Origin of the sequence: Amycolatopsis sp. (genome assembly GCF_025464955.1) — a bacterium.
In the GTDB taxonomy this organism is placed as follows: Bacteria; Actinomycetota; Actinomycetes; order Mycobacteriales; family Pseudonocardiaceae; genus Amycolatopsis.
The window spans coordinates 65,413-85,178 of sequence record NZ_JAODNM010000067.1; the positions used below are offsets into that span (position 1 = coordinate 65,413).

20 protein-coding genes and 1 tRNA gene are annotated in these 19,766 nt (G+C 66.7%); 11 read left to right on the forward strand and 10 right to left on the reverse strand.

Annotated features, from left to right (window positions below; genetic code table 11):
- Window positions 1–59: 59 nt before the first annotated feature.
- From JWQ81_RS15405 to JWQ81_RS15420, 4 genes are all read left to right on the forward strand, one after another.
- On the forward strand, window positions 60–725 hold the full coding sequence (locus JWQ81_RS15405) for a response regulator transcription factor (protein WP_297541972.1): 666 nt from the start codon (window positions 60–62) through the stop codon (window positions 723–725).
- A gap of 202 nt (window positions 726–927) precedes the next feature.
- Window positions 928–1,560 carry a response regulator transcription factor gene (locus tag JWQ81_RS15410; RefSeq protein WP_297541974.1) on the forward strand — a complete coding sequence of 211 codons (633 nt, stop codon included), beginning with the start codon at window positions 928–930 and terminating at the stop codon, window positions 1,558–1,560.
- A gap of 3 nt (window positions 1,561–1,563) precedes the next feature.
- Window positions 1,564–2,010, forward strand: coding sequence for a Pvc16 family protein (locus JWQ81_RS15415; RefSeq protein WP_297541976.1), 447 nt, complete (start codon window positions 1,564–1,566; stop codon window positions 2,008–2,010).
- A 255-nt stretch (window positions 2,011–2,265) separates the two neighbouring features.
- A complete protein-coding gene (locus tag JWQ81_RS15420; protein ID WP_297541978.1) occupies window positions 2,266–3,552 on the forward strand; it encodes an IS110 family transposase in 1,287 nt (428 codons plus the stop codon).
- Between the two features lie 198 nt (window positions 3,553–3,750).
- Here JWQ81_RS15420 and JWQ81_RS15425 read toward each other — a convergent pair whose 3' ends face one another.
- Window positions 3,751–4,230, reverse strand: a complete 480-nt coding sequence (locus tag JWQ81_RS15425; RefSeq protein WP_297541980.1) for a MarR family winged helix-turn-helix transcriptional regulator — start codon at window positions 4,228–4,230, stop codon at window positions 3,751–3,753.
- Window positions 4,231–4,389: 159 nt separating this feature from the next.
- Here JWQ81_RS15425 and JWQ81_RS15430 point away from each other — a divergent pair, with 159 nt between their 5' ends.
- On the forward strand, window positions 4,390–4,956 hold the full coding sequence (locus tag JWQ81_RS15430; RefSeq protein WP_297541982.1) for a carboxymuconolactone decarboxylase family protein: 567 nt from the start codon (window positions 4,390–4,392) through the stop codon (window positions 4,954–4,956).
- Between the two features lie 32 nt (window positions 4,957–4,988).
- Here JWQ81_RS15430 and JWQ81_RS15435 read toward each other — a convergent pair whose 3' ends face one another.
- Window positions 4,989–5,909: a sigma-70 family RNA polymerase sigma factor gene (locus JWQ81_RS15435; RefSeq protein WP_297541984.1), complete on the reverse strand. Its 921-nt coding sequence runs from the start codon at window positions 5,907–5,909 to the stop codon at window positions 4,989–4,991.
- 51 nt (window positions 5,910–5,960) lie between these two features.
- Here JWQ81_RS15435 and dnaG point away from each other — a divergent pair, with 51 nt between their 5' ends.
- From dnaG to JWQ81_RS15450, 3 genes are all read left to right on the forward strand, one after another.
- On the forward strand, window positions 5,961–7,865 hold the full coding sequence (gene dnaG, locus JWQ81_RS15440) for a DNA primase (RefSeq protein ID WP_297541986.1): 1,905 nt from the start codon (window positions 5,961–5,963) through the stop codon (window positions 7,863–7,865).
- Window positions 7,866–7,868: 3 nt separating this feature from the next.
- Window positions 7,869–8,384, forward strand: a complete 516-nt coding sequence (locus JWQ81_RS15445) for a hypothetical protein (protein ID WP_297541988.1) — start codon at window positions 7,869–7,871, stop codon at window positions 8,382–8,384.
- Window positions 8,385–8,445: 61 nt separating this feature from the next.
- Window positions 8,446–9,210 carry a trans-aconitate 2-methyltransferase gene (locus JWQ81_RS15450; RefSeq protein WP_297541990.1) on the forward strand — a complete coding sequence of 255 codons (765 nt, stop codon included), beginning with the start codon at window positions 8,446–8,448 and terminating at the stop codon, window positions 9,208–9,210.
- A gap of 3 nt (window positions 9,211–9,213) precedes the next feature.
- Here JWQ81_RS15450 and JWQ81_RS15455 read toward each other — a convergent pair whose 3' ends face one another.
- Window positions 9,214–9,399 carry a hypothetical protein gene (locus tag JWQ81_RS15455; RefSeq protein WP_297541992.1) on the reverse strand — a complete coding sequence of 62 codons (186 nt, stop codon included), beginning with the start codon at window positions 9,397–9,399 and terminating at the stop codon, window positions 9,214–9,216.
- Window positions 9,400–9,572: 173 nt separating this feature from the next.
- Between JWQ81_RS15455 and JWQ81_RS15460 the strand changes: the two genes are divergently transcribed.
- Window positions 9,573–9,645 (forward strand) — tRNA-Asn (locus JWQ81_RS15460).
- 80 nt (window positions 9,646–9,725) lie between these two features.
- Here JWQ81_RS15460 and JWQ81_RS15465 read toward each other — a convergent pair.
- Together JWQ81_RS15465 and JWQ81_RS15470 are read right to left on the reverse strand one after the other, a co-directional pair.
- Window positions 9,726–10,217 (reverse strand): hypothetical protein, encoded by a 492-nt coding sequence (locus JWQ81_RS15465; protein ID WP_297541993.1) that lies wholly within the window; start codon window positions 10,215–10,217, stop codon window positions 9,726–9,728.
- Window positions 10,218–10,973: 756 nt separating this feature from the next.
- The gene (locus JWQ81_RS15470; RefSeq protein WP_297541995.1) at window positions 10,974–11,579 is read right to left on the reverse strand and encodes a TetR/AcrR family transcriptional regulator; all 606 of its coding nucleotides are present in this window, start codon (window positions 11,577–11,579) and stop codon (window positions 10,974–10,976) included.
- Between the two features lie 104 nt (window positions 11,580–11,683).
- Here JWQ81_RS15470 and JWQ81_RS15475 point away from each other — a divergent pair, with 104 nt between their 5' ends.
- Complete coding sequence (locus JWQ81_RS15475; RefSeq protein ID WP_297541998.1) at window positions 11,684–13,018, forward strand: MFS transporter; 1,335 nt, start codon at window positions 11,684–11,686, stop codon at window positions 13,016–13,018.
- Here JWQ81_RS15475 and JWQ81_RS15480 read toward each other — a convergent pair.
- From JWQ81_RS15480 to JWQ81_RS15490, 3 genes are all read right to left on the reverse strand, one after another.
- Window positions 12,978–14,066, reverse strand: a complete 1,089-nt coding sequence (locus tag JWQ81_RS15480; RefSeq protein ID WP_297542000.1) for a carboxylesterase family protein — start codon at window positions 14,064–14,066, stop codon at window positions 12,978–12,980. The genes JWQ81_RS15475 and JWQ81_RS15480 overlap by 41 nt on opposite strands.
- Complete coding sequence (locus JWQ81_RS15485) at window positions 13,967–14,812, reverse strand: aldolase/citrate lyase family protein (RefSeq protein WP_297542002.1); 846 nt, start codon at window positions 14,810–14,812, stop codon at window positions 13,967–13,969. Before JWQ81_RS15485 ends, JWQ81_RS15480 begins: the two co-directional genes overlap by 100 nt.
- 285 nt (window positions 14,813–15,097) lie before the next feature.
- Window positions 15,098–15,616, reverse strand: a complete 519-nt coding sequence (locus JWQ81_RS15490; RefSeq protein WP_297542004.1) for an MFS transporter — start codon at window positions 15,614–15,616, stop codon at window positions 15,098–15,100.
- A gap of 254 nt (window positions 15,617–15,870) precedes the next feature.
- Between JWQ81_RS15490 and JWQ81_RS15495 the strand changes: the two genes are divergently transcribed.
- Complete coding sequence (locus tag JWQ81_RS15495) at window positions 15,871–16,407, forward strand: MarR family transcriptional regulator (RefSeq protein WP_297542006.1); 537 nt, start codon at window positions 15,871–15,873, stop codon at window positions 16,405–16,407.
- Here JWQ81_RS15495 and JWQ81_RS15500 read toward each other — a convergent pair.
- A complete protein-coding gene (locus tag JWQ81_RS15500; RefSeq protein ID WP_297542008.1) occupies window positions 16,392–17,891 on the reverse strand; it encodes an NAD(P)/FAD-dependent oxidoreductase in 1,500 nt (499 codons plus the stop codon). The two genes, JWQ81_RS15495 and JWQ81_RS15500, sit on opposite strands and share 16 nt — an antisense overlap.
- Entirely contained in the window at window positions 17,888–19,522 is a 1,635-nt protein-coding gene (locus JWQ81_RS15505) for an AMP-binding protein (RefSeq protein ID WP_297542010.1), read from the reverse strand. Before JWQ81_RS15505 ends, JWQ81_RS15500 begins: the two co-directional genes overlap by 4 nt.
- Window positions 19,523–19,766: the final 244 nt, after the last annotated feature.

Below are 19,766 nucleotides of genomic sequence, written 5' to 3' on the forward strand. Positions count from 1 at the left end.
ACTCTCCTCCGCGGAGGAGTCATGACAACCGACGACGCACTCTCCTCCGCGGAGGAGCGATGACTACCGAAAACCTCCGTGTCCTGGTCGTCGACGACCATCCGTTGTTCCGCTTCGGCGTCTGCACCCTGCTCGACAGCGAGCCTTCGATCACCGTCGTCGGGGAGGCCTCGAGCGGGGTGAACTCGGTCGGCGCGGCGTCGGAACTGAAGCCGGACGTCGTGGTGATGGACCTGCACCTGCCCGATATCAGCGGGGTGCAGGCGACCCGGCTGATCGTCGCCGAGCGACCCGAGACCGGGGTGCTGATGCTGACCATGTCCGATGACAGCGAGTCGGTGTTCGCGGCGATGCGCGCGGGGGCGCGGGGGTACCTGCTCAAGGACGCCGAGCCGGACGAAATCATCCGCGCGGTCCAGGCGGTTTCGCGGCGCGAAGCCATTTTCGGGCCCGATATCGCGACCCGGGTGCTCGGTTTCTTCAACAGCGCCCAGCAGAGCCTCGACCCGGTGTTCCCGGAGCTGACCGGCCGCGAGCGGGAGGTCCTCGCGCTGATCGCGGCCGGGCGCAGCAACCCGGTCATCGCGCAGACGCTGTCGCTGAGCCCGAAAACCGTGCGGAACCACATCTCGAGCGTGTTCAGCAAGCTGCGGGTCGCCGACCGCGCGGAGGCGATCATCCGGGCACGCGAAGCCGGCCTCGGGAACAACGGCTCACAGCACTAGCCAGCGGGTTCGGCTGTGTCGTGTGATTCAGCTTCCTTGCGAATTGCCGGGGAAGACGAGCAGGACCACTCGGCACTAGTACCAGTCAGACGTCTTTTCGGGCAATTAGGGGACCTGAGTCCCATGCGCTTGGGACACCTCCCCCGGCAGGGTGATAACTGCGCGGGGGGCCCTCGCGCGCTCCGAGGGGAAATGAGAAACCATGTTCGAACCGAACCGGACGCCTGTACTCGTCCGAGCAACCGATCCGATCCTCCACAGCGGTGTCTGCATGGCGCTGCGCACCCGTGACGACGTCCGGCTGGTCGACAGCGCGGCGGCCGAGCCGTCGACCGTCGCCCTGCTGGTCGCCGACCGGCTCGACGCCGCGATGACGCAGCTGCTGTCGTCGCTTCAGCACCAGGGGTTCACGCGCATCGTGCTCATCGCCGGGGAGGTCGACGACAACGAGATCCTCAGCGCGATCGAGCACGGGGTGTGCGCGGTGGCCCGTCGCGTGGATGCCGGCGCGGACGTGATGGTCCGTCTGATCAAGGCCGCCGCGGCCGGGGAAGGCGCACTGCCGCCGGACCTGCTCGGCCGGCTGCTGAGCCGTGTTTCACGGCTACAGCGCCAGGTCCTGCAACCGCACGGCCTGCACATCGGGGGGATGAGCAAGCGGGAGACCGAAGTTCTGCGGCTGGTGGCTTCGGGGATGTCCACCCAGGAGATCGCCGATCAGCTCTGCTACTCGCAGCGCACGGTCAAGAGCATCCTGCACGACGTGACGAACCGGTTCCAGCTGAGGAACCGCTCGCACGCCGTCGCGTACGCACTCCGTGAAGGGCTGATCTGAGTCATGATCCCGCAGGTCGACAACGCGTTGTGCAGGCTGGTCAGCCGGCACCTGCCCGAGGGGACGGTCGTGCGACTTGACGCGCCGAAACCCACTTGGCAGACCGAAACGCCGATTCACGCCGTCGACCTCTTCCTGTTCGGGTTGCGCGACGCCGGGCCCTCCGGCGTCGCGCCACCCGCCAGGGGATGCACCTTGTCGTACCTCGTCACGGCCCGCGCGAGCACCGTGGGAGAGGAACACCAACTGCTCGACGTCGCGCTGCGCGCTCTGCTCGACGTCGACACCATCCCGGCCGAGTACCTGCCCGAGGGCTGCGCGTCGGCCTGCGTCGGTATCGCCGACACCGACCCCGCCGGCCTGTGGATCAGCCTCGGCATGCCCGCCAGGGCTGGTTTCGTCGCCACCGTCACCGCCGTCATCGCGTCAGTGGTCGGAAGCGCCCCGTAGGGGGTGGCGCTTCCGACCAGGGCGCTCTTGTACAAAAGTCGGTCTTCCGCCCTGGCGGGCGGGTTGGTGAGGGGTGAAAATCGGGTTAGGTCGCCTGCCGACGTCGTCGCACTGTGGTCCACGAGGCCGTGCAAAAGTCGGGCGCTGGGAACCTGGTACGAGTAGTTGAGTGTTGCTTCGAGCACGAGGATCAGATTCGCTGTGATGTGGTTCCCCAGGCGGCCGTGACGGTGATGGCGCTGTGTGGGAGGACCGATGCTCAAGCAGACGGAGGAGACCGAGGAGATCATCGCGCGGGTCGCCGGGCTCGATATCGGCAAGGCTGCGCTGATGTGTTGCGTGCGGGTCCCTGACACCGCTCGTGCTGGTGGGCGGTTGCAAGAGGTGGTGGAGTACTCGACGATGACCCGGTCGTTGTTGGTGCTCGCCGACCGGTTGAGCGAGCTCGGGGTGACGCGGGTGGTGATGGAGGCGACGTCGGATTACTGGAAGCCGGTGTTCTACGTCCTGGAGGCGGCCGGGTTCGAGGTGTGGCTGGTCAACGCCCGTGATGTGAAGCATCTGCCGGGTCGGGCGAAGACCGACAAGTTGGACTCGGTGTGGTTGTGCAAGGTCGCGGAGCGTCAGATGCTGCGGCCGAGTTTCGTGCCCCCGCCGCAGATCCGTCGGTTGCGGGATTTCAGCCGGTACCGGGCGGCGTTGGTGGTGTCGCGTGGTGCGGAGAAGCAGCGGGTGGAGAAGTTGCTGGAGGACGCGTGCATCAAGTTGTCGGTGGTTGCGTCGGACATCTTCGGGGTGTCGGGGCGGCAGATGATGGCCGCGTTGATCTGCGGTGAGCGTGATCCTGAGGTGTTGGCGTCGATGGCGCATGGGCGGATGTTGCGCAAGACCGCGGCGTTGACCGAGGCGTTCACCGGGTTCTTTGGTGATCATCATGCGTTTCTGCTGGCCAGGATGCTGGAGCGGATCGACGCGATCACCGCTGATATCGAGGCGATCGAATCGCGGGTGGAGCAGCTGATCGTCCCTTTCGAGCGGGCCGCGGCGGCGGTGCGCAGATTGTGTGAGGTTCCGGGGATCGGGGTGAGAGCGGCGCGGGTGCTGGTGGCCGAGGTGGGGTTGGACATGGACCGGTTTCCCACCCCGGCGCATCTGGCGTCGTGGGCGGGGTTCGCGCCGGGGGTGTCGGAGTCGGCGGGCAAACGCATAGGCAGCGGCAGGACCGGACACGGCAACCGCTACCTCGCTGCGACGGTGGGCGAGGTAGCGATCGCGCAGGCGCGTCTCGACACCTTCCTGGGTGAACGTTACCGGCGTATCCGGGGTCGTCGTGGGCCGAAGATCGCGTTGGTCGCTGTCGGGCGTTCGGTTCTGACCGTGATCTGGCATCTGCTCGCGGACCCGGACGCCCATTTTGTGGATCTCGGTTCTGGTTTCCACGCCTCTCGTATCGACCGTGATCGCCGGGTCCGTAACCATCGGCACCAGTTGGAGGTGTTGGGGTTCAAGGTGACGTTGGAGCCGTTGGGGGCCACCGCCTGAGCAGGTGACTCATGGTCGCATCCCACCCGGCTCCGCTGCGCTGCGCCGGGTTACAACCCTGCCCACCCACTTTGGATTTTCGGATCAGTACCCTGGTTGAGCGCTCAGCCATCGCAACTCGACGGCGAGTTGGGGTCTCTTGGAAACTAAGAGACCCCACAAAAGCGCAAAAGTGCGGCCCCGGGGTGCGCTGGGCAACTAGGGCGCGTCGAGCACTTCGGTGGTGAGGCGCAGTAGGTAGCTCGAGAAGCGTCGTTGGTCGTCTGCGGGCCAATCCGAGACCAGCCGTTCGAAGGCGTCCTGCTGGTGCGTGTTGCTGTGCTGGAGGAAAGACCGGGCCTCGTCGGTGAGTTTCAGCGCGGCGCGGCGGGCGTCGTGGGCGGAGGTGTCGCGCAAGACGAACCCGTCGCGGACCGCGTCGGTGATCATCCGGCTGGCGACCGAGCGGTCGAGCCCCAGCTGGCGTGCGACGTCGGCGACGGTCACCTCGGCGTCGCCCGTGCCGGCGGCGCCGTCGATCGCCTGGATCACGTAGAGGTTCTGCGCCGTCCACGTCGCCGGTGCGGAGTCGTCCAGCTGCTGTACGACGTCGGGTGCCCACTGGCGGGACCAATGCCGGACCAGCCGGAACAGCGCCGGGCCGGCGCCCTTCCCGTCGTTTTCAGCGTCCTCGGTCACGTCTGGGATGCCTTTCGCCCAAGATCACTCGATCTCGCCGACGCCATAGTGCCATGGCGAGGTTTCCGGCACCTGTCCGAGTGAGCGCCCGGCTGTCACATCCTCCGGTGTCGTTTCGTCTGGAAGGTGACAGCGAACAGCGCTTGCAAGGAGACGTACATGACTCGCATTCCCGTGGTGTCCCGCGATGAGGCCGGGCCGCTGCTGAAGCTCTTTTACCGCATGGCGCGCAGGCAGTTCGGCGCCGTGCCGGAACCCGTCGCGGTCACTGCGCGCCATTCCGGGCTGCTCCGGGCGTACGCGGTGCACGAGCTGATGGTCGGCCGCGCGGCACGCACGCTGCCGGTGAGCGTGCGTGAGCTCGCGGTGTACCGCACGGCCACCGTGGTCGGCTGCTCGTGGTGCGTGGATTTCGGCATGATGCTGCAGCTGCACGACGGGCTGGACATCGAGCGGCTCAAGTCGATAGACGACTACGCGACTTCGCCCGCGTTCAGCGCACCGGAACGGCTGGCGATCGCCTACGCCGACGGCATGACGTCGACCCCGGTCACCGTGACCGACGAGCAGGTCGCCGAACTGGAACGGGAGTTCGGCCGCAAAGGGGTGGTCGAACTGACCTACCTGATCTCGCTGGAGAACATGCGCGCCAGGAACAACCACGCGCTCGGCCTGACCGACCAGGGGTTCACCTCCGGCGACGCCTGCCGCGTGCCGATGCCCTGATCGGTCCTCTGTGGACGGTGGTCGGCCGCCCGCTATGGCACCCGGAGCTTGTCCGGGTTGGCGAGGTCGTAGATCGCCACGATCCGGCCGTCGCGGACGCTGACGGCTTGCACGTGGGCGTCCAGCGCGCGGTGCTCGTCGGTGCCCGTCGTGGGCGGCAGGTAGACGCCCGGATCGCCGTTGACGAGCACCGTGACCCCGCCGGCGAGCGCGTTCGGGGAGTACATCCGCAGCAGCCCGAACAGGAACCGGACGAGCTTCTCCGAGCCGACGACGATCTGGCGTGCCGTGCGGGCCTTTCCGTCCGAATCGCCGATCAGCACCACGTCGGGGTGCAGGAGTTCGGTGACGGCCTTGATGTCGCCGCCCAGCAGCGCGGTGACGAACCTGTCGAGCACCCGCTGCTGCTCGGCGAGCGCGGTGCGGGGAGGCGGGTCCGCGTCGGCCAGCGCGCGGCGTCCTCGCGACCCGTGCTGTCGGGCGGCGTCGGAGGAGCACCCCAGGATGTCGGCGATCTCGGCGAAGGGCAGCGAGAACGCGTCGTGCAGCACGAACGCCACCCGCTGCTCCGGGCTGAGCCGGTCGAGCACGATCATCGCGGCCATCCGCACCCCGTCGTCGAGGACCACGTGGTCCAGCGGGTCCGGCGTGCCGGGGCGGGTGACGATCGGCTCCGGCAGCCATTGGCCGACGTAGTGTTCGCGGCGCGCGGGCGCCGACTGGAGCTTGTCGAGGCAGATCCGGCTGGTGACCGTGGTCGACCAGGCCTTGAGGTCCCGGATCTCCGCCCGCTGCGGTGCGGTGAGCCCGGACAGCCGCAGCCAGGCGTCCTGGACGGCGTCCTCGGCGTCGGACAGCGTGCCGGTCAGCCGGTAGGCGACCGCGGTCAGATGCGACCGGTGCGACGCGAATTCTTCCGCCAGGAGGTCCCAGGTTCCGGTGCTCGGGTTCATTGCCCGAGTGTGCCGCATCGGCGCCGGCGGCGGAGAACTACAGTGGTGGGCGTGGCTGGACTGATTCGTGAGAGCGATATCGCGGAAGTGCGCGAGCGCAACCGGATCGACGAGGTCATCGGTGACTACGTCGCCCTTCGCCGGGCGGGCGGTGGTGGCCTGAAAGGGCTGTGCCCCTTCCACGACGAGAAGAGCCCGTCGTTCAACGTCCGGCCCACACACGGCACGTTCCACTGCTTCGGCTGCGGCGTCGGCGGCGATGTGATCAAGTTCATTCAGTCGATCGAGCACATCTCGTTCGTGGAGTCCGTCGAGCGGCTGGCCGACCGGGTCGGGCTGAAACTGACCTACGAGGGCGGTGGCGGCAGCGTCCAGCGCGACCGAGGCACCCGTTCGCGCATGGTGGAGGCACACAAGGCCGCGCAGGAGTTCTACGCCGAGCAGCTGGCCACCCCGGAGGCCGAACCGGCGCGGGACTTCCTCACCCAACGCGGTTTCGACGCGGCCGCGGCGGCCAAGTTCGGTTGCGGGTTCGCCCCGTCCGGCTGGGACAAGCTGACCAAACGCCTCCTCAACAAGGGTTTCGAGCTCACCGAGCTGATCACCGCGGGCTTGGCCAAGGAAGGAAGGCAGGGCCCGATCGACCGGTTCCACCGCCGTCTGGTCTGGCCGATCCGCGACGTCGGGAACGACGTCGTCGGCTTCGGCGCGCGGCGGCTGTTCGACGACGACCGCATCGAGGCGAAGTACCTCAACACCAGCGAGAGCCCTATCTACAAGAAGTCCCACGTGCTGTTCGGGCTGGACATGGCGAAGCGGGAGATCTCCAAACGGCACCAGGTGGTGGTCGTCGAGGGGTACACCGACGTGATGGCCATGCATCTCGCCGGGGTGCCGACGGCTGTGGCGTCGTCGGGGACCGCGTTCGGTGACGACCACATGAAGCTGCTGCGGCGGCTGATGATGGACGACGACGCCTTCCGCGGTGAGGTGATCTTCACCTTCGACGGCGACGCGGCGGGTCAGAAGGCCGCGCTCAAGGCGTTCGAAGGCGACCAGACCTTCGCCGCCCAGACCTACATCGCGGTGGCGCCGGACGGGATGGACCCGTGCGACCTGCGGCTCGCCAAGGGCGACGCGGCGGTGCGCGACCTGGTGGCCCGCCGGACCCCGCTGTTCGAGTTCGCGATCAAGTCCATGCTGTCGAACTTCGACCTCGATTCGGTCGACGGCCAGGTCGCCGCGCTGCAGAAGACCGTACCGGTGGTCGCCCAGATCAAGGACCGCTCGAGCCGGGACGGGTACGCCAACAAGCTGTCGTGGTGGGTCGGCTGGCAGGACGCCGCGCAGGTCGTCAGCCGGGTGCGAGGGAGTGCCGGGGTGAAGGCGAAGGCGCCGTTACGGGGGCGGCCTGCCGCGCCCGAGGCCGACGCGCCCCCCGCCAAGGCCGGTCCCGAGATTCCCCGGCCCGCGCCGAAGGACCCGCAGCTCGCAGCTCAGCGTGAGGCGCTCAAGGCCGCGCTGCAGGAACCCGCGATAGCCGGTCCCGCGTACGACGCGCTCCCTGAGGAAGCGTTCACCCATCCGGCGTACGCGGCAATCCACAAGGCCGTCCTGGCGGCCGGCGGCGCCGCGTCCGGGCTCACCGGCCCCGCGCTGATGGACGCCGCGGCCGAGCACTGTCCGCAGGGGATGATCCGGCGCGTGCTCGGCGAGCTGTCGGTGGAACCGTTGCACGCCACCAAGGGCGACGTGGATTCCCGCTACATCGGCGGCGTGCTGGCCGCGGTGCAGGAGAACCTCGTCGGCAGGCAGATCAACGAGATCAAGTCGAAGTTGCAGCGGCTGTCGCCGGTGGAGGCCCCGGACGACTACCGGGCGCTGTTCGGCGACCTGGTCGCGCTCGAGGAGTACCGGAAGGCGTTGCGGTCGCAGTCGATCGCCGGATTGGACTGATCTATGGGATGGCTCGCGCGGTTGTTCGGCGACCGGACGCCGGAGGGGTTCGACGGCGTCCTGGATCCCGGGGAGCACGTGCTGGACAGCGCGGAGGTGACCGGCGGGGGACTGCTCGTCGTCACCCCGCTCGGGCTGTGGATCCCCGGGCCGAGGCGGGTCGGCTGGCACCTGATCGCCAAGGCCGCGTGGCGTGACGACCTGATCGAGCTGACCGAGTCCGACGAGGTGGGAACGGCCGGGGACGCGGTGTTCCTGGCGGACCGGGCGCCCGTGCGGTTCGGGCTGGAGCGTTCCGGCAAGGTGCCCAAACTGATCTGGGAGCGGGTCGAGGGGTCGATCAGGTCGCGCTACCGCAAGGACTTGGCCGACGGTGGCGGTGCCTGGTTCGTGCAGCGGAAGGTCCCCGGCCGCGACGGCGCGGTGCTGCAGGTCCGCGCCGATCCGGGCACCGACCGTGACGTGGTGGCGGCCATCGCGCGCGAGGCGGCGGAGAAGCTGGCGACCCCGGAGCTTTAGCAGTACGCTCGTACGGGTTGAAGCAGTACGAGCGTACTGTTAAGCCTGTCCGGGAGGCGTCATGTGGGATCCTGCGAAGTACCTCGACTATGCCGACCTGCGTGCCAGGCCGTTCTATGACCTGCTCGCCCGCGTTGGCGCCACCTCGCCCCGCCGCGTGGTCGACCTGGGCTGCGGCCCGGGAAACCTGACGACGAGCCTGGCCGAGCGCTGGCCGGACGCGGTCCTCGAAGCCGGCGACAGCTCGCCGGACATGGTCGAAGCCGCCCGGGCGCGAGGGCTGGACGCGCGAGAGCTCGACGTCCGCGAGTGGACTCCGGCGGCGGACACCGACGTAGTGGTGTCCAACGCGGTGCTGCAGTGGGTGCCGGGGCACCAGGACCTGCTGCGCAAGTGGGCGAACGACCTGCCGTCCGGCGCTTGGCTGGCCGTGCAGGTCCCCGGCAACTTCGGCGCCGCTTCGCATGCCGCCGTCCGCGAACTGGCCGCCACCGACGAGTGGGAGTCTTCGCTGGCCGGAGTGGTGTTCCGCGAGGAAGGCACCGTGGAAGACCCGCTCGGCTACGCCAACCTGCTCGCCGAGGAAGGCTGCGCCATCGACGCCTGGGAGACGACCTACACGCAACGTCTGAGCGGGCCCGATGCCGTCCTGGAGTGGATCACCGGCACTGCGTTGAGGCCGGTGAAGGCCGCCCTCGACGCGGACTCGTGGACCCGGTTCCGCGCGCAACTGGCGCCGATGCTCGACCAGGCCTACCCGCCCCGCGCCGACGGCACGACGTGGTTTCCGTTCCGCCGGATCTTCTTCGTCGCGCGGACACCCTGAGGGTCAGGAGCGATCCCGCAGGAACGGCGTCTTCTCGCTGATCTTGGCCCTGGCCACCCCGGCGGCTCCCTGCACCAGCGGATGGTCGGCGATCCGGCGATAGGTGCGCACGATCTGCTCGTAGCGACCTCGCCCGGCCTTCGCGCCCAGGACGTACCCCGCGGCCGCACCCAGCAGAAACTTCTTCATGCGCTCCACACCCTCCGGTCGGCCTGTGCCGTCCCCGCCATTGTCCACGACCCGCGGCCATCGCGGAGCCATCGAAAGCCGGGGGTCGTGTACGGGCCGGATCGGGCATGCGTTAGAGTTTTCTTCGTTGGACGGAGTGATCCGGACAGCGAGATCCGAGTAAAGAGCGACATTCCCCTGTAGCTCAACTGGCAGAGCATTCGACTGTTAATCGGAGGGTTCTTGGTTCGAGTCCAAGCGGGGGAGCAAAGGCCCAGGTCAACGACCTGGGCTTCTTTGTGTCCGGGGTGCCTGGCACTCGATCCTCCATAAACCCGCCACTTTCACTACGCGTCGCTAGCCTCGTCGAACATGCCTTCCAAGGCATCTGCAGACGCCTTGTTGGCTACTCGGCGCTTGCGGTAGTGCTTGTCGGCCACCTGTTGCGTGTTGCCCAGCTGGTCGGCCAGTGCGCTCAGAGGGAGGTCTGCTTCGTCGATCACCGACCCGACGGTCTTGCGGAAGACATGAGACGTGACCCAGCCGTAGCCGACTTCAGTCAACGCTTCCTTGATGCGATGGACGACGTTAACGGGGTCCAGCCAGCCACCGTTCACCCAGCCGTACACCGGTGGCCAGCCAACTGACCGAGCGGGGTTGACCGACATCGCTCCGTAGCGGGTCGCGTAGCCACACAGGCCGGTCAGGACAGTGCGGGTACTCTTGCCGTTGTCGTGACCGGTTTCGTCGCGCACCTTGTTGATCAATTTATCGCAGGTGATCACGGTCGGCTCTCTTGCTTGAAGTTCGGTCGTAGCGGGCAGGATCCAGTTCTTCAATCGACTTCGGTAAAGTCGAACAGTGTTGGGTGCTCGGCTCCCGAGTCGTACCTCTCGGTCCAGTTCCGCACACCAGAGTTCTGCGATTCGAGCCATGCGTGTATCGCCGGAGACCTCATCGCCTCGGACTTCGGCTGCCAAGTTGCTCATCGCCTCTCTGCGGCGATTTTTGGCAGCGGTTCTGCTGGTGCCAGTACGCTCGACCTGCTTGATCCCTCCGTCTGCCTTCCGGAATCGCGCGTGCGCCGTATACGATTTGGCGTTGTTCATTTTAGTGTTGATCTTGCCGAAGGTTCCCTTTCTTTAGGCTGGTGGGTCAACTAATTATAGTGAAATATCCCCGCTATGGGTGATCTTTGGCGTGGTGGTCCGATCGCTGGGAGCTCACTGGAATTTCGAATGCAGTCGGATAAAAGTGGGTGAGCTGCCATCGTCTGAATTAATGGGAGACGGATGGTCCTGGGGAGAATCCCGGGCACGTTGCAGCATGTCCTTGGCTTGGGACCGCAGTGGCGCGCCAGCGTCGGCGAACGGCGCCTCGGCAGGTGGAGGCTCACCGGCTGCGGCGGCTTTCTGGTGCTTCCGCCCTTCGCGGGCGGCTGAGATCGAGCCGCCCTGCATCACTTTTCCGCCTGTTCACCGCCGACCACCTCCTGCGAGAGGTGCTGCCGCCCTTCCTCGACCGCGATACCACCACCGGGACCATCGCGCTGCTGCACGTCTACGACCGGTCTAGGCCCGACCGCCGGGCGGCATTCAGCGCGCGAGGCCGGCGCCGAGCAGGGCCAGTCCGGTGTGGAGGGTCTCGGCGGGCACGTCGTCGACCAGATGATGCATCACGATCAGTCCGTGCATCAAGGAGAACAGCGTCGCCGCTGCGGCATGGGTGTCCGCGTCCGGTGGCAGGTGACCCTCGGTGCGCCAGCGGCGGGCCAGCTCGTCGATGTGACCGAGGGCGTCGGTGTAGATCGTGCGGGCGCGGTCCAGCAGACGCGGGTTGCGAAGTGCTTCGGCCCAGGCCTGCAGGGCGATGCGCGTCATGTCGTAGTCCGGGTGCGCCGTCCGGCTGTCCAGCTCGCCGGTCAGCAGGACCACCGTCTCGGCCGGAGACGGGCACGGGTCGCGGTCGAGGATCGCGACGAAGATCTCCCGCACGCGGGTGAGGCCTTCCTCCGTCGTCGCGTCGATGATCTCGTCCTTGCTGCGGAAGTAGCGGTAGACCGCGCTGGAGGACATGCCGGTCTCGGCGATCACGTCATCGATGGACGTCGCGTGGAAACCGTTGCGGGAAAAGCACTTCCACGCGCTCGTGAGGATGTGCTGCCGGCGGTCCGCGCGGGTTTTCTCGCTGAGTCTGGGCACATCCGCAGTCTAAACGGAAACGATCGCTTGCGCTATGCCGGAAGGAAGTTTAGGCTGCTTCGCTAAACGAAAACGAATGTTTCTCTTTGGCGAGAGGCTCCGCGATGGACAACGAAGTTCGTCCCCGGCTCGACCACCTCCTCGACTCCGGCGGTTTCGGCCGCGGACAGGTCGCCGTCGTCGTTTTGTGCGCGCTGGTCGCGATGGTCGACGGGTTCGACACCCAGTCGATCGCGCTGGTCGCCCCGGACATCGCCGCCGAATGGGGCGCCGAGACGGCGGCTTTTGGTGTCGTGTTCGGCGTCGGGCTGTTCGGCGGCCTGATCGGCGCGATCTTCTTCGGCTTCGCTGGTGACCGGTACGGCCGCAAACCGACCCTGCTCGTGGCGATGGCGGTATTCGCCGTGTGCTCGTTGCTCACCCCGCTCGCGAATTCGCTGACCCTGCTTGGCCTCCTGCGGCTGGTGACCGGCTTCGGCCTGGGCGGTGCGCTGCCGTGCATCATCGCGATCACGTCCGAGTACACCCCGGCCCGGATGCGGGCCACCGGGGTCGGGCTGATGTTCTGCGGGTTTCCGCTCGGTGCCGTCGCGGGTGGCCTCGCCTCGGCTCGGCTGATCCCGGCCTTCGGCTGGGGCAGTGTGTTTCTCGTCGGCGGTGTCGTACCGATCCTTCTGCTCCCGCTGCTGTGGGCGCGGCTGCCCGAGTCCGCCCGGTTCCTCGCGCTCAGGGGTGACCAGGATGCGCTTCGGGCGGTCCTGCGGCGGCTGGGCATCGCCGGTGGTGACGACACCGTCGAGCCCGAACCCGAGGCGGCCCGGCCTTCGGTGGTCCGCCTGTTCACCGAACGGCGGGCCGGCGGGACCCTGTTGCTGTGGGCAACTCTGTTCCTCAGCTTGCTGCTGACCTACCTGCTCACCAACTGGATCCCCTTGCTGGCCAGGCAAAGCGGCATCGACGCGGCGTCGGCGATCTTCGGCGTCGTCGCGCTCAATCTCGGTGCTGTCGTGGGTTGCCTGGTGATCGGCCGCCTGGCCGACCGGTCCCGGCCGACGGTCGTCATCGGCTCGGCGTTCTCTCTCGGCGCGGTGGCCATCGCCGCGATCGGCTACACCGGCAGCTCGGCCGTCGCGTTGCTGGTGGTGTCGTTCCTGGCCGGGAGCCTCAGTGTGGGCGCGCAGATGTGCACGGTTGCGCTGTGCGCCAGCTTCTACGAGACGTCGGTGCGGGCCACCGGGATCGGCTGGGCCGTCGGGATCGGCCGGATCGGCGGCATCGCCGGACCGCTGCTCGGCGGGCTGCTCGTCACGCTCGGGGTCGGTACGCCGGACCTGTTCCTGGTCACCGGGTCGACTTCGCTGGGCGCGGCCGTTGCGGTCTTCGCACTGGCCCGCTTCCTCACCCCCGCCGGGCGGAAATCAGTGCTGTCAGCGCGTTGACGGTCAGGTGTCGCGGCTCGGTGACGTCGCCGATCAGCGTGTACCGCGGGGCTTCGCGGGTGCATGCCGGCCAGGCGGCGCCGTCCGGGCCGCGGGGTCGGCCGGTGCGCGCGAACTCGGTCCACGCGTGCCGCAGTGTCTTGGACACCGCGAGGTCGGTCTCGTCGTCGGCCCGCAGGGTGCCGAACACGTAGGGGAGTTCGGCGCCGTGACAGGCCAGCAAGCCCGAGTGCCGGGCAGCGGGGGAGACCCGCGCGAAGTGGTAGTAGTACGCGTCGCGGTCGAGACCGGCGAAGCGGCGATAGGAAGCCAAGGCGGGTTCCAACCACACCGCCGTGGTCGACAGTTCCACGAGTGCCTCGTAGGGATTGTGGTGGGCTAAGACCGTTCGGTCACCTGCCAGGACGCCGGCCATCGTCGCCAGCGTCTGCGGGGTGTAGACGTCAGCCGGATCGACGTCCGGTCTGCTGTACAGCCCGGTCGGGCGGTGGAAGAACCGCGCTTCATCCTGCGTCGTGCCGAAGAGAACGGACACGTCCCGCGTCCAGGCCGACAGGTCCTCGGCCACGACGTCGTCGTCGCGGGCCGGGTACCAGACGAGGTTCGCCGGCGTGTGCACCTGGCTCGCTGGCGGGACGATCCCGGATTCGAGCAACGAGGCCTCGCGGACGGCGTCTGCGGGCATCCCGCGCAGGACGTCGATGTCCCGGCTGCCCAGCCGGTCGAACAGCGCCGCGCTGTGCCGGGCCACCCGCTCCGCGGACGGGGACGCCACCACGGCGTAGTCCTCGAACCCGGCGCTCTGGACGATGCCGCGCCGGAACAGGCCACGAGCGGCGGGGACCGACAGCAGGGTGCGGACCGCCGCGGCGCCCGCCGACTGGCCGAACACCGTGACGGCCGACGACGTAGCGCCGCAAGTGCGCCATGGTGGATCCTTTCGGTGGTTCAGAAGGATGAGGGGAAGCCGCTCGCCGGAGCCGGCGGACGCGTGTACCCGGCGGTGGCCGCGACCCCCACGTCCGCGGCGGCGACCGTCGTCTCGCACAGCCGCCGGAAGGCGAGGACGTCGAGCCCGACGCACAGCACCGAGATCCCGCTTTCCAGTGCGGCGGAACAGGTTTCCGGTGACGGATCGAGGATCGGACCGCCGATCAGCGCCACGCCGTGCCGCTTCGCCGCGGCGTATACTGCGCGCTGGGCTTCCCGAACCTTGGGGCTGCTGTGCATGCTGGGCCCTTCACCGAGGGCGAAGGCGAGTTCCCCGGCCGCGAAGACCAGCATCTCGACCTGGTCCAGCGCGCAGATCTCGTCGATCTCGGCAACGGCCTCGACGGTTTCGATCATCGGGATCACCAGTAGCCCGGAGTCGCTCTCGCGCAGGTAGTCGTCGAAGCCGGCGATGGTGTAGCCCGGCACGCGCAGCGCGGGGCAGAGCCCGCGAGTGCCGCGGGGCGGGAAGGTCAGCGCGTTGATCATCCCGCGCATGTCGGCGGCGGAGCGCACCATCGGCACCACGATGCCCGCGGCGCCGGCCTCCAGGGCTCGCCGGGCCGACGTCGTATCGGCCGGGTCGGGGATTCGGACCAGCGGGACCAGGCCGGCGACCTCGCAGGTGCGCATCGTGTCTTCGAGCGCGCGCGGATCGAGGGCGCTGTGCTCGCTGTCGAGCCAGACGTAGTCGAACCCGGTCGAGCCGAGCACCTCGATGAGCGTGTGGTTCCCGGTGAAGCACTGCATCCCGATGGGCACGACGTGCTCGTCGACCATGCTGAGCAGGCGGTTTCTCGCCATCTTCACTCCAAAAAGAAACGATCGGTTTCGCTTAGTGTCGACGGTAGCCGTCAGGATGGTGTAACGCAACCGATCGTTTCCGTTATGGCGACTTGCCGGGCGCAGAGGATCCGCGTGAACCAGGAGATTCCGGCGTCGCGGATGCAGGCGACGACGTGATGTGAGGGATGCCGCTGATGGCGGGCACCGCCTACCCGCCGGGGTCCGCGAACAGCCCGGCTGCCTCGATCCCGGCGACCGGCACGAGGGTCCCTTCGGCGAGCGCTGCCGCCTGTGCTCGCCGGGTCACGGAGCCTTCCCCTGCCCAGGTGTACCTGCGATCGCTAGCTCGGCCCGGGTAGGAGGCGTGCTTGCCTCTCGCGAAGTCGTCGAGTGTCCCAGCGGCGACCGATTCGCCTGACGCTGTGCGGGCAATACGCCGGCCAGCAAGCTGATCCCGAGTGGAATCGCCGCTGCCGAGACGCCGGTGGTGGCTCGTCCCACGATCATCACGGTCACATCGGACGTGAGTGCGTCCACGATCGAGCCGATGGCGAGACAACCCAGACACACCAGCAACATCAACCGACGTCCCAGCATGTCGGCGAAGCGCCCGACGATCGGTACGGACACCGCCCCTACCAGCAATGTCGAGGTCAGCAGCCACTGCGTCTCGGCGGCGGACGCCCCGATCTCGCGCGAGATCACCGACAGGACGGGGATTACCAGGGTCTGGGTCAGGGCTGCGGCCAGCGCCCCCAAACCGACCGCGCCGATCTCCAGGTTCGCGCGCGGGGATGTGACTGCTTGCGGGGTCGAACTCATATCAGCTCGTCAGTAGTCATGTTGCTGTCAGCGGTCGTGCTGGTGAAAGCAGCGGAGCGCGAGGAGAACGCCCCGAGGGCTCCCGCGGTCAGCCCTTAGGTGCCGGTCAGAAACGTGCTTCGACAGCGACAGCCATGACTTGCGAGCTACACATGTATTGCACCATGCACAAGCTGCGCATGGTGCAATCAACATGCATCATGAGGGTCGACATGGGGTGACGTAACAGAGACGCGCCATCGGCGGCGAACGGCATGGACTTGCACCAGGCAAGCGAGCACATCGAGCGGGAACTGCTGATCATGACCCGACATCGCGAGATGACCTCCTCCCGCCGCACCCGTCCGGGCGATTACCTCGATCGCAGCGCTTACGTGCTGCTGAGCAGGCTTGAGGTCCAGGGCCCGATGTCGATCGCCGAGTTCGTCGAGGCGTTCGGGCTCGCCGCGTCCACGTTCACCCGGCAGACGAACGCCCTGCTCAAGGACGGGTTGGTGGAGCGGATGCTCGACCCGGACGGCGGACTCGCCCGCAAGCTCCGCATCACCGGCAACGGAGCGAAGAGGCTCGCCTGGGAACGGAACCAGTTCGTCGCCGGACTCGCCGGCGTGTTCGTCGCTGGCCACCCGAACGGCTGGCGAACTTCGTCGCCGACCTCCAGCAGTTCAACACCGACATCGAGCGGCTCACCGGTCGTCCCTGGCCTCGCGGCTGACCCCATTCGGATCCCTCGCGGCGATGTGGGAGCAGGTCGGCCCCCGGCTAGGAGGCTTGTTCATCGCTTTCGTTGATGCTTGAGGCCGATTCGATAGAAGATCCGCGCAAGCACGCGATAGGTGAAAGCATCGAATGGCCATTGGGTGACGATGCGGCCCGTCGAGGACTTGTAATAGTTGTTCGCAGCGACCCACGATGTCTTGCGCATGCTCTTCTGCAGCCATTTGTCGAAAATCTCGAACGGCCGCTCGCGTGTTTCGATCGTGCCGCCGTGACGCTGCAGGCGCTTGATCGACCGGGTTGCCCACTTGGCCTCGGCGCGGTGGTTGCTGAAGATCTCTCCACCGTTGGTGTTGGGCCCGTAGAGCATGAAGAAGTTCGGCATGTCCGGCACGGTGATACCCAGCAGGGCGCGTGGCTCCGTGCCCCAGATGTCGTGCAGGCTTCGGCCGTTGCGGCCGATTACCCGTAACGAGCTGAGTACATTCGCCTGCTGGAAACCGGTCGCCATGATGAGGATGTCCACGGGTGTCTCGATACCGCCCGCATCGACAACACCGTTGCGGGTCACGCCGACAACAGCGCGGGGGATGATTTCGACGTTCGGCCGAAGTAGTGCCGGATAGAACGCGCCGCTCAGGATTGTGCGTTTTCCCGCGAACGGATATTTCGGGGTGACTGCCTCCTTGAGATCAGGTCGTTCGGCGAACACGCTGTCGATGTAGGCAAGTGCCTTTTCCTGCAAATTTTGGTTCATCTTCGTGGCGGGGCGCCACATCCGCGCAAAGGCCTGCGTCCGCATCTGCGCGACATAGGGCTTGACCCGCCTCCAGCGACGCTTCAGTTCGCTCTCGTTGGCGAACTTGGCCCGCTCCTCGGGGTTGTAGTCGCGGTCGCCCTTCGGGAGCACCCAGCCTGGCTCGCGCTGGAAGAGATGCAGCTTCTCGACCAGGGGAGCGATCGCCGCAACGACCTGCGAGGACGTCGACCCAGTTCCTGCGACCGCGACGCGTTTACCGGCGAGATCGTGCTCGTGTTCCCAGCGCGCGGTGTGGAACTTCGGCCCTTCGAACTCGTCGAGCCCCGGCCAGTCCGGATAGTGGGGGACGTTCATCAATCCCACCGCGCTGATCAGTACCCGGGCGGTGACGAACTCGCCCGTGGAAAGGGAGACACGGTACCGCTGGGCGTCTTCGGACCAGACGGCCTCGACGGCCGTGGTCAGCAACGAGACATGCGGCGAGAGGTCGTACTCGTCGACGAGGTCCTTGATATACCGCTGCATTTCGGGCTGCTGCGCATGCGTTCGTGACCAGTCGAAAGCCTTGAACGGGAAGGAGTACAGGTGCGACGGGACGTCGACCTCAGCACCGGGATAGTGATTGTCCCACCACGTTCCACCGAGGCCGGCAGCCTTCTCGATGATGCGGAAGTCGTGGATGCCGGACTTCTTCAGGTAGATGCCGGCGGCAACGCCGCCGAAGCCCCCGCCGACGACGAGGGCGGTCACATCGGACTGAGACGACGGCTTGTCCCGCATCGCGGGGGTGGTGTTCACCGGCCACCTGCTTCCTGCTGGAACCGCACGGGAACGGGGACCGAGCCGGCGAGCCGGTCCCAACTGCGGGCGCCAGGTGGTTTCGAGCGCAGTGAGCCCTTCTGGGCGCGGCCGGTCGTCGGCGTGCGCGGAAGTGCGTTCACCTGCTCAAGAAACCGAGGAATCATGAAGCGCGGCATGGACTGTGCCAGCGATAGTCCCACCGCGGCGAGATTCAGTGACACCCCCGGACTCGCCACCAGAAAGATCTTGACGTCCTGCTCCCCGTCCTCCGCAGGTACACCCACGGCCGCCGCCTCGGCGATGCCTGCAACCTCCAGGGCGTATGCCTCCACTTCGAAGGACGAAATGTTCTCGCCCTTGCGTCGAATGCAGTCCTTGAAACGATCAACGAAGTAGAAATTGCCGTCCGAATCTTGTCTCAACGCATCGCCGGTGTGGAACCAGCCATTGTGCCAGGCTGCCGCGGTGGCCTCCGGGTTGCGAAAATAGCCGGCGTTGAGGGACCAGGGGACGGATGTTCTCACCGCGAGTTCACCAACATCGCCAACTTCGACTTCTCGGTCATGTTCGTCAACGAGCCGGACCTCATAGCCTCGCGGGTCGGCAGCATTCAATCCGCCACAGGACTCCAGGTTTGTGCCATCTATGTCTACGCCATAAATTGGCCCGCCAATTTCCGTCATCCCGAATCCGGTGCTGACCGCGACACCGAAGCGCCGCATGAATTCTTTTGTATCCTTCGTGACGGGTGCAGTCCACATGAATTGCAGAGGACTTTTCGCATCGGCGTCGACCGGAGGCTGGCTGAGCAGATATTTGATCATGGCGGGAAAGAGTTGTGTTACCCTGCAATCGTAGCGGGCTATGTCTTCCCAAAATGCACTGACACTGAACGTCTCCCGCAGTACAAGGGTGCGCTCTTCGGTCAGTGCTGAAGTCAGCGCCGATTTGCCGGACAGGTGCGCGGGTGAAAGAAACGAATATCGAGAACCGCCTCGAATCCGCTCCGGCAGTCGCTTGATGGACGTAGCCTGCATTCCCCATGGGATGACTACGCCTTTCGGTGGGCCGGTCGTGCCCGAGGTGTAGATGATGCAGGCGGTGTCATGCCTTTCCGCGTACTGAAATTCGACATCTATTTCACGCGCGGCGAATTCAGGGTTGCTCAGCACCCGTAGGCCGCCCGCGGTTTGCTCAATGCCTTCTGCCGCGTCGATTACGACGATCTGCTCCAACGTGTCGAGGCCATCTGCGATGGACAGGAGGTTCTCAAGGAAAGCCGACTGCGTGACCAGTATCCGTGGCTCAGCGTGGTTCAGCAGGTACGTCAGCAGTCGGCCCTTGAGTTGCGGATTGATGGGAACCTCGACTGCGCCGAGTCCGCTCAGGCTGATCCAGACGTAATAGGCATCGAAAGTCGGGCCGAGCAGGGTCGCCACGTGGTCGCCGGCGACCACCCCATGAGCCGCCATCCGCCGGGCCCATGTTTGAACGTTCGCGCCGAACTCCGCAAAAGTGACGCTAAGACCGGTGGGAGCGTCGATAAGCGCGACCTGCTCGGGCGCTGAGGCTACTCGGTCGCGCAGCACTCGCGGCAGAGTCGTGGTCGACATAATTGGTGAATCCATGCGAACCCCTTTGTTCTCCTTGCCTGGCCATGCGAACCCGCTCAACCAGGTCGGCACAGTCGACTGTGGCACCGAGGCTCGGCAGACGCTTGAACGATGCTCCTGGGTCCTTGCACGATCCTCTTGATGCCGACAATCACCGCGGGTCGTGTGCTGGAATCGCGGAATGTCTCTGGGCGAGCTGCACGCGCTGCTGGAACGGCAGGTACGTCCGGATTCGTGCAACTTCCCTCCACCGCCGCGA

Coding starts and splice junctions, on each gene's coding strand:
- JWQ81_RS15405 (WP_297541972.1), top strand. CDS start 60: ATGACTACCGAAAACCTCCGTGTCCTGGTCGTCGACGACCATCCGTTG.
- JWQ81_RS15410 (WP_297541974.1), top strand. CDS start 928: ATGTTCGAACCGAACCGGACGCCTGTACTCGTCCGAGCAACCGATCCG.
- JWQ81_RS15415 (WP_297541976.1), top strand. CDS start 1,564: ATGATCCCGCAGGTCGACAACGCGTTGTGCAGGCTGGTCAGCCGGCAC.
- JWQ81_RS15420 (WP_297541978.1), top strand. CDS start 2,266: ATGCTCAAGCAGACGGAGGAGACCGAGGAGATCATCGCGCGGGTCGCC.
- JWQ81_RS15430 (WP_297541982.1), top strand. CDS start 4,390: ATGACTCGCATTCCCGTGGTGTCCCGCGATGAGGCCGGGCCGCTGCTG.
- JWQ81_RS15435 (WP_297541984.1), bottom strand. CDS start 5,909: ATGAACCCGAGCACCGGAACCTGGGACCTCCTGGCGGAAGAATTCGCG.
- JWQ81_RS15445 (WP_297541988.1), top strand. CDS start 7,869: ATGGGATGGCTCGCGCGGTTGTTCGGCGACCGGACGCCGGAGGGGTTC.
- JWQ81_RS15450 (WP_297541990.1), top strand. CDS start 8,446: ATGTGGGATCCTGCGAAGTACCTCGACTATGCCGACCTGCGTGCCAGG.
- JWQ81_RS15455 (WP_297541992.1), bottom strand. CDS start 9,399: ATGAAGAAGTTTCTGCTGGGTGCGGCCGCGGGGTACGTCCTGGGCGCG.
- JWQ81_RS15475 (WP_297541998.1), top strand. CDS start 11,684: ATGGACAACGAAGTTCGTCCCCGGCTCGACCACCTCCTCGACTCCGGC.
- JWQ81_RS15485 (WP_297542002.1), bottom strand. CDS start 14,812: ATGGCGAGAAACCGCCTGCTCAGCATGGTCGACGAGCACGTCGTGCCC.
- JWQ81_RS15490 (WP_297542004.1), bottom strand. CDS start 15,616: ATGAGTTCGACCCCGCAAGCAGTCACATCCCCGCGCGCGAACCTGGAG.
- JWQ81_RS15495 (WP_297542006.1), top strand. CDS start 15,871: ATGGACTTGCACCAGGCAAGCGAGCACATCGAGCGGGAACTGCTGATC.
- JWQ81_RS15505 (WP_297542010.1), bottom strand. CDS start 19,522: ATGGATTCACCAATTATGTCGACCACGACTCTGCCGCGAGTGCTGCGC.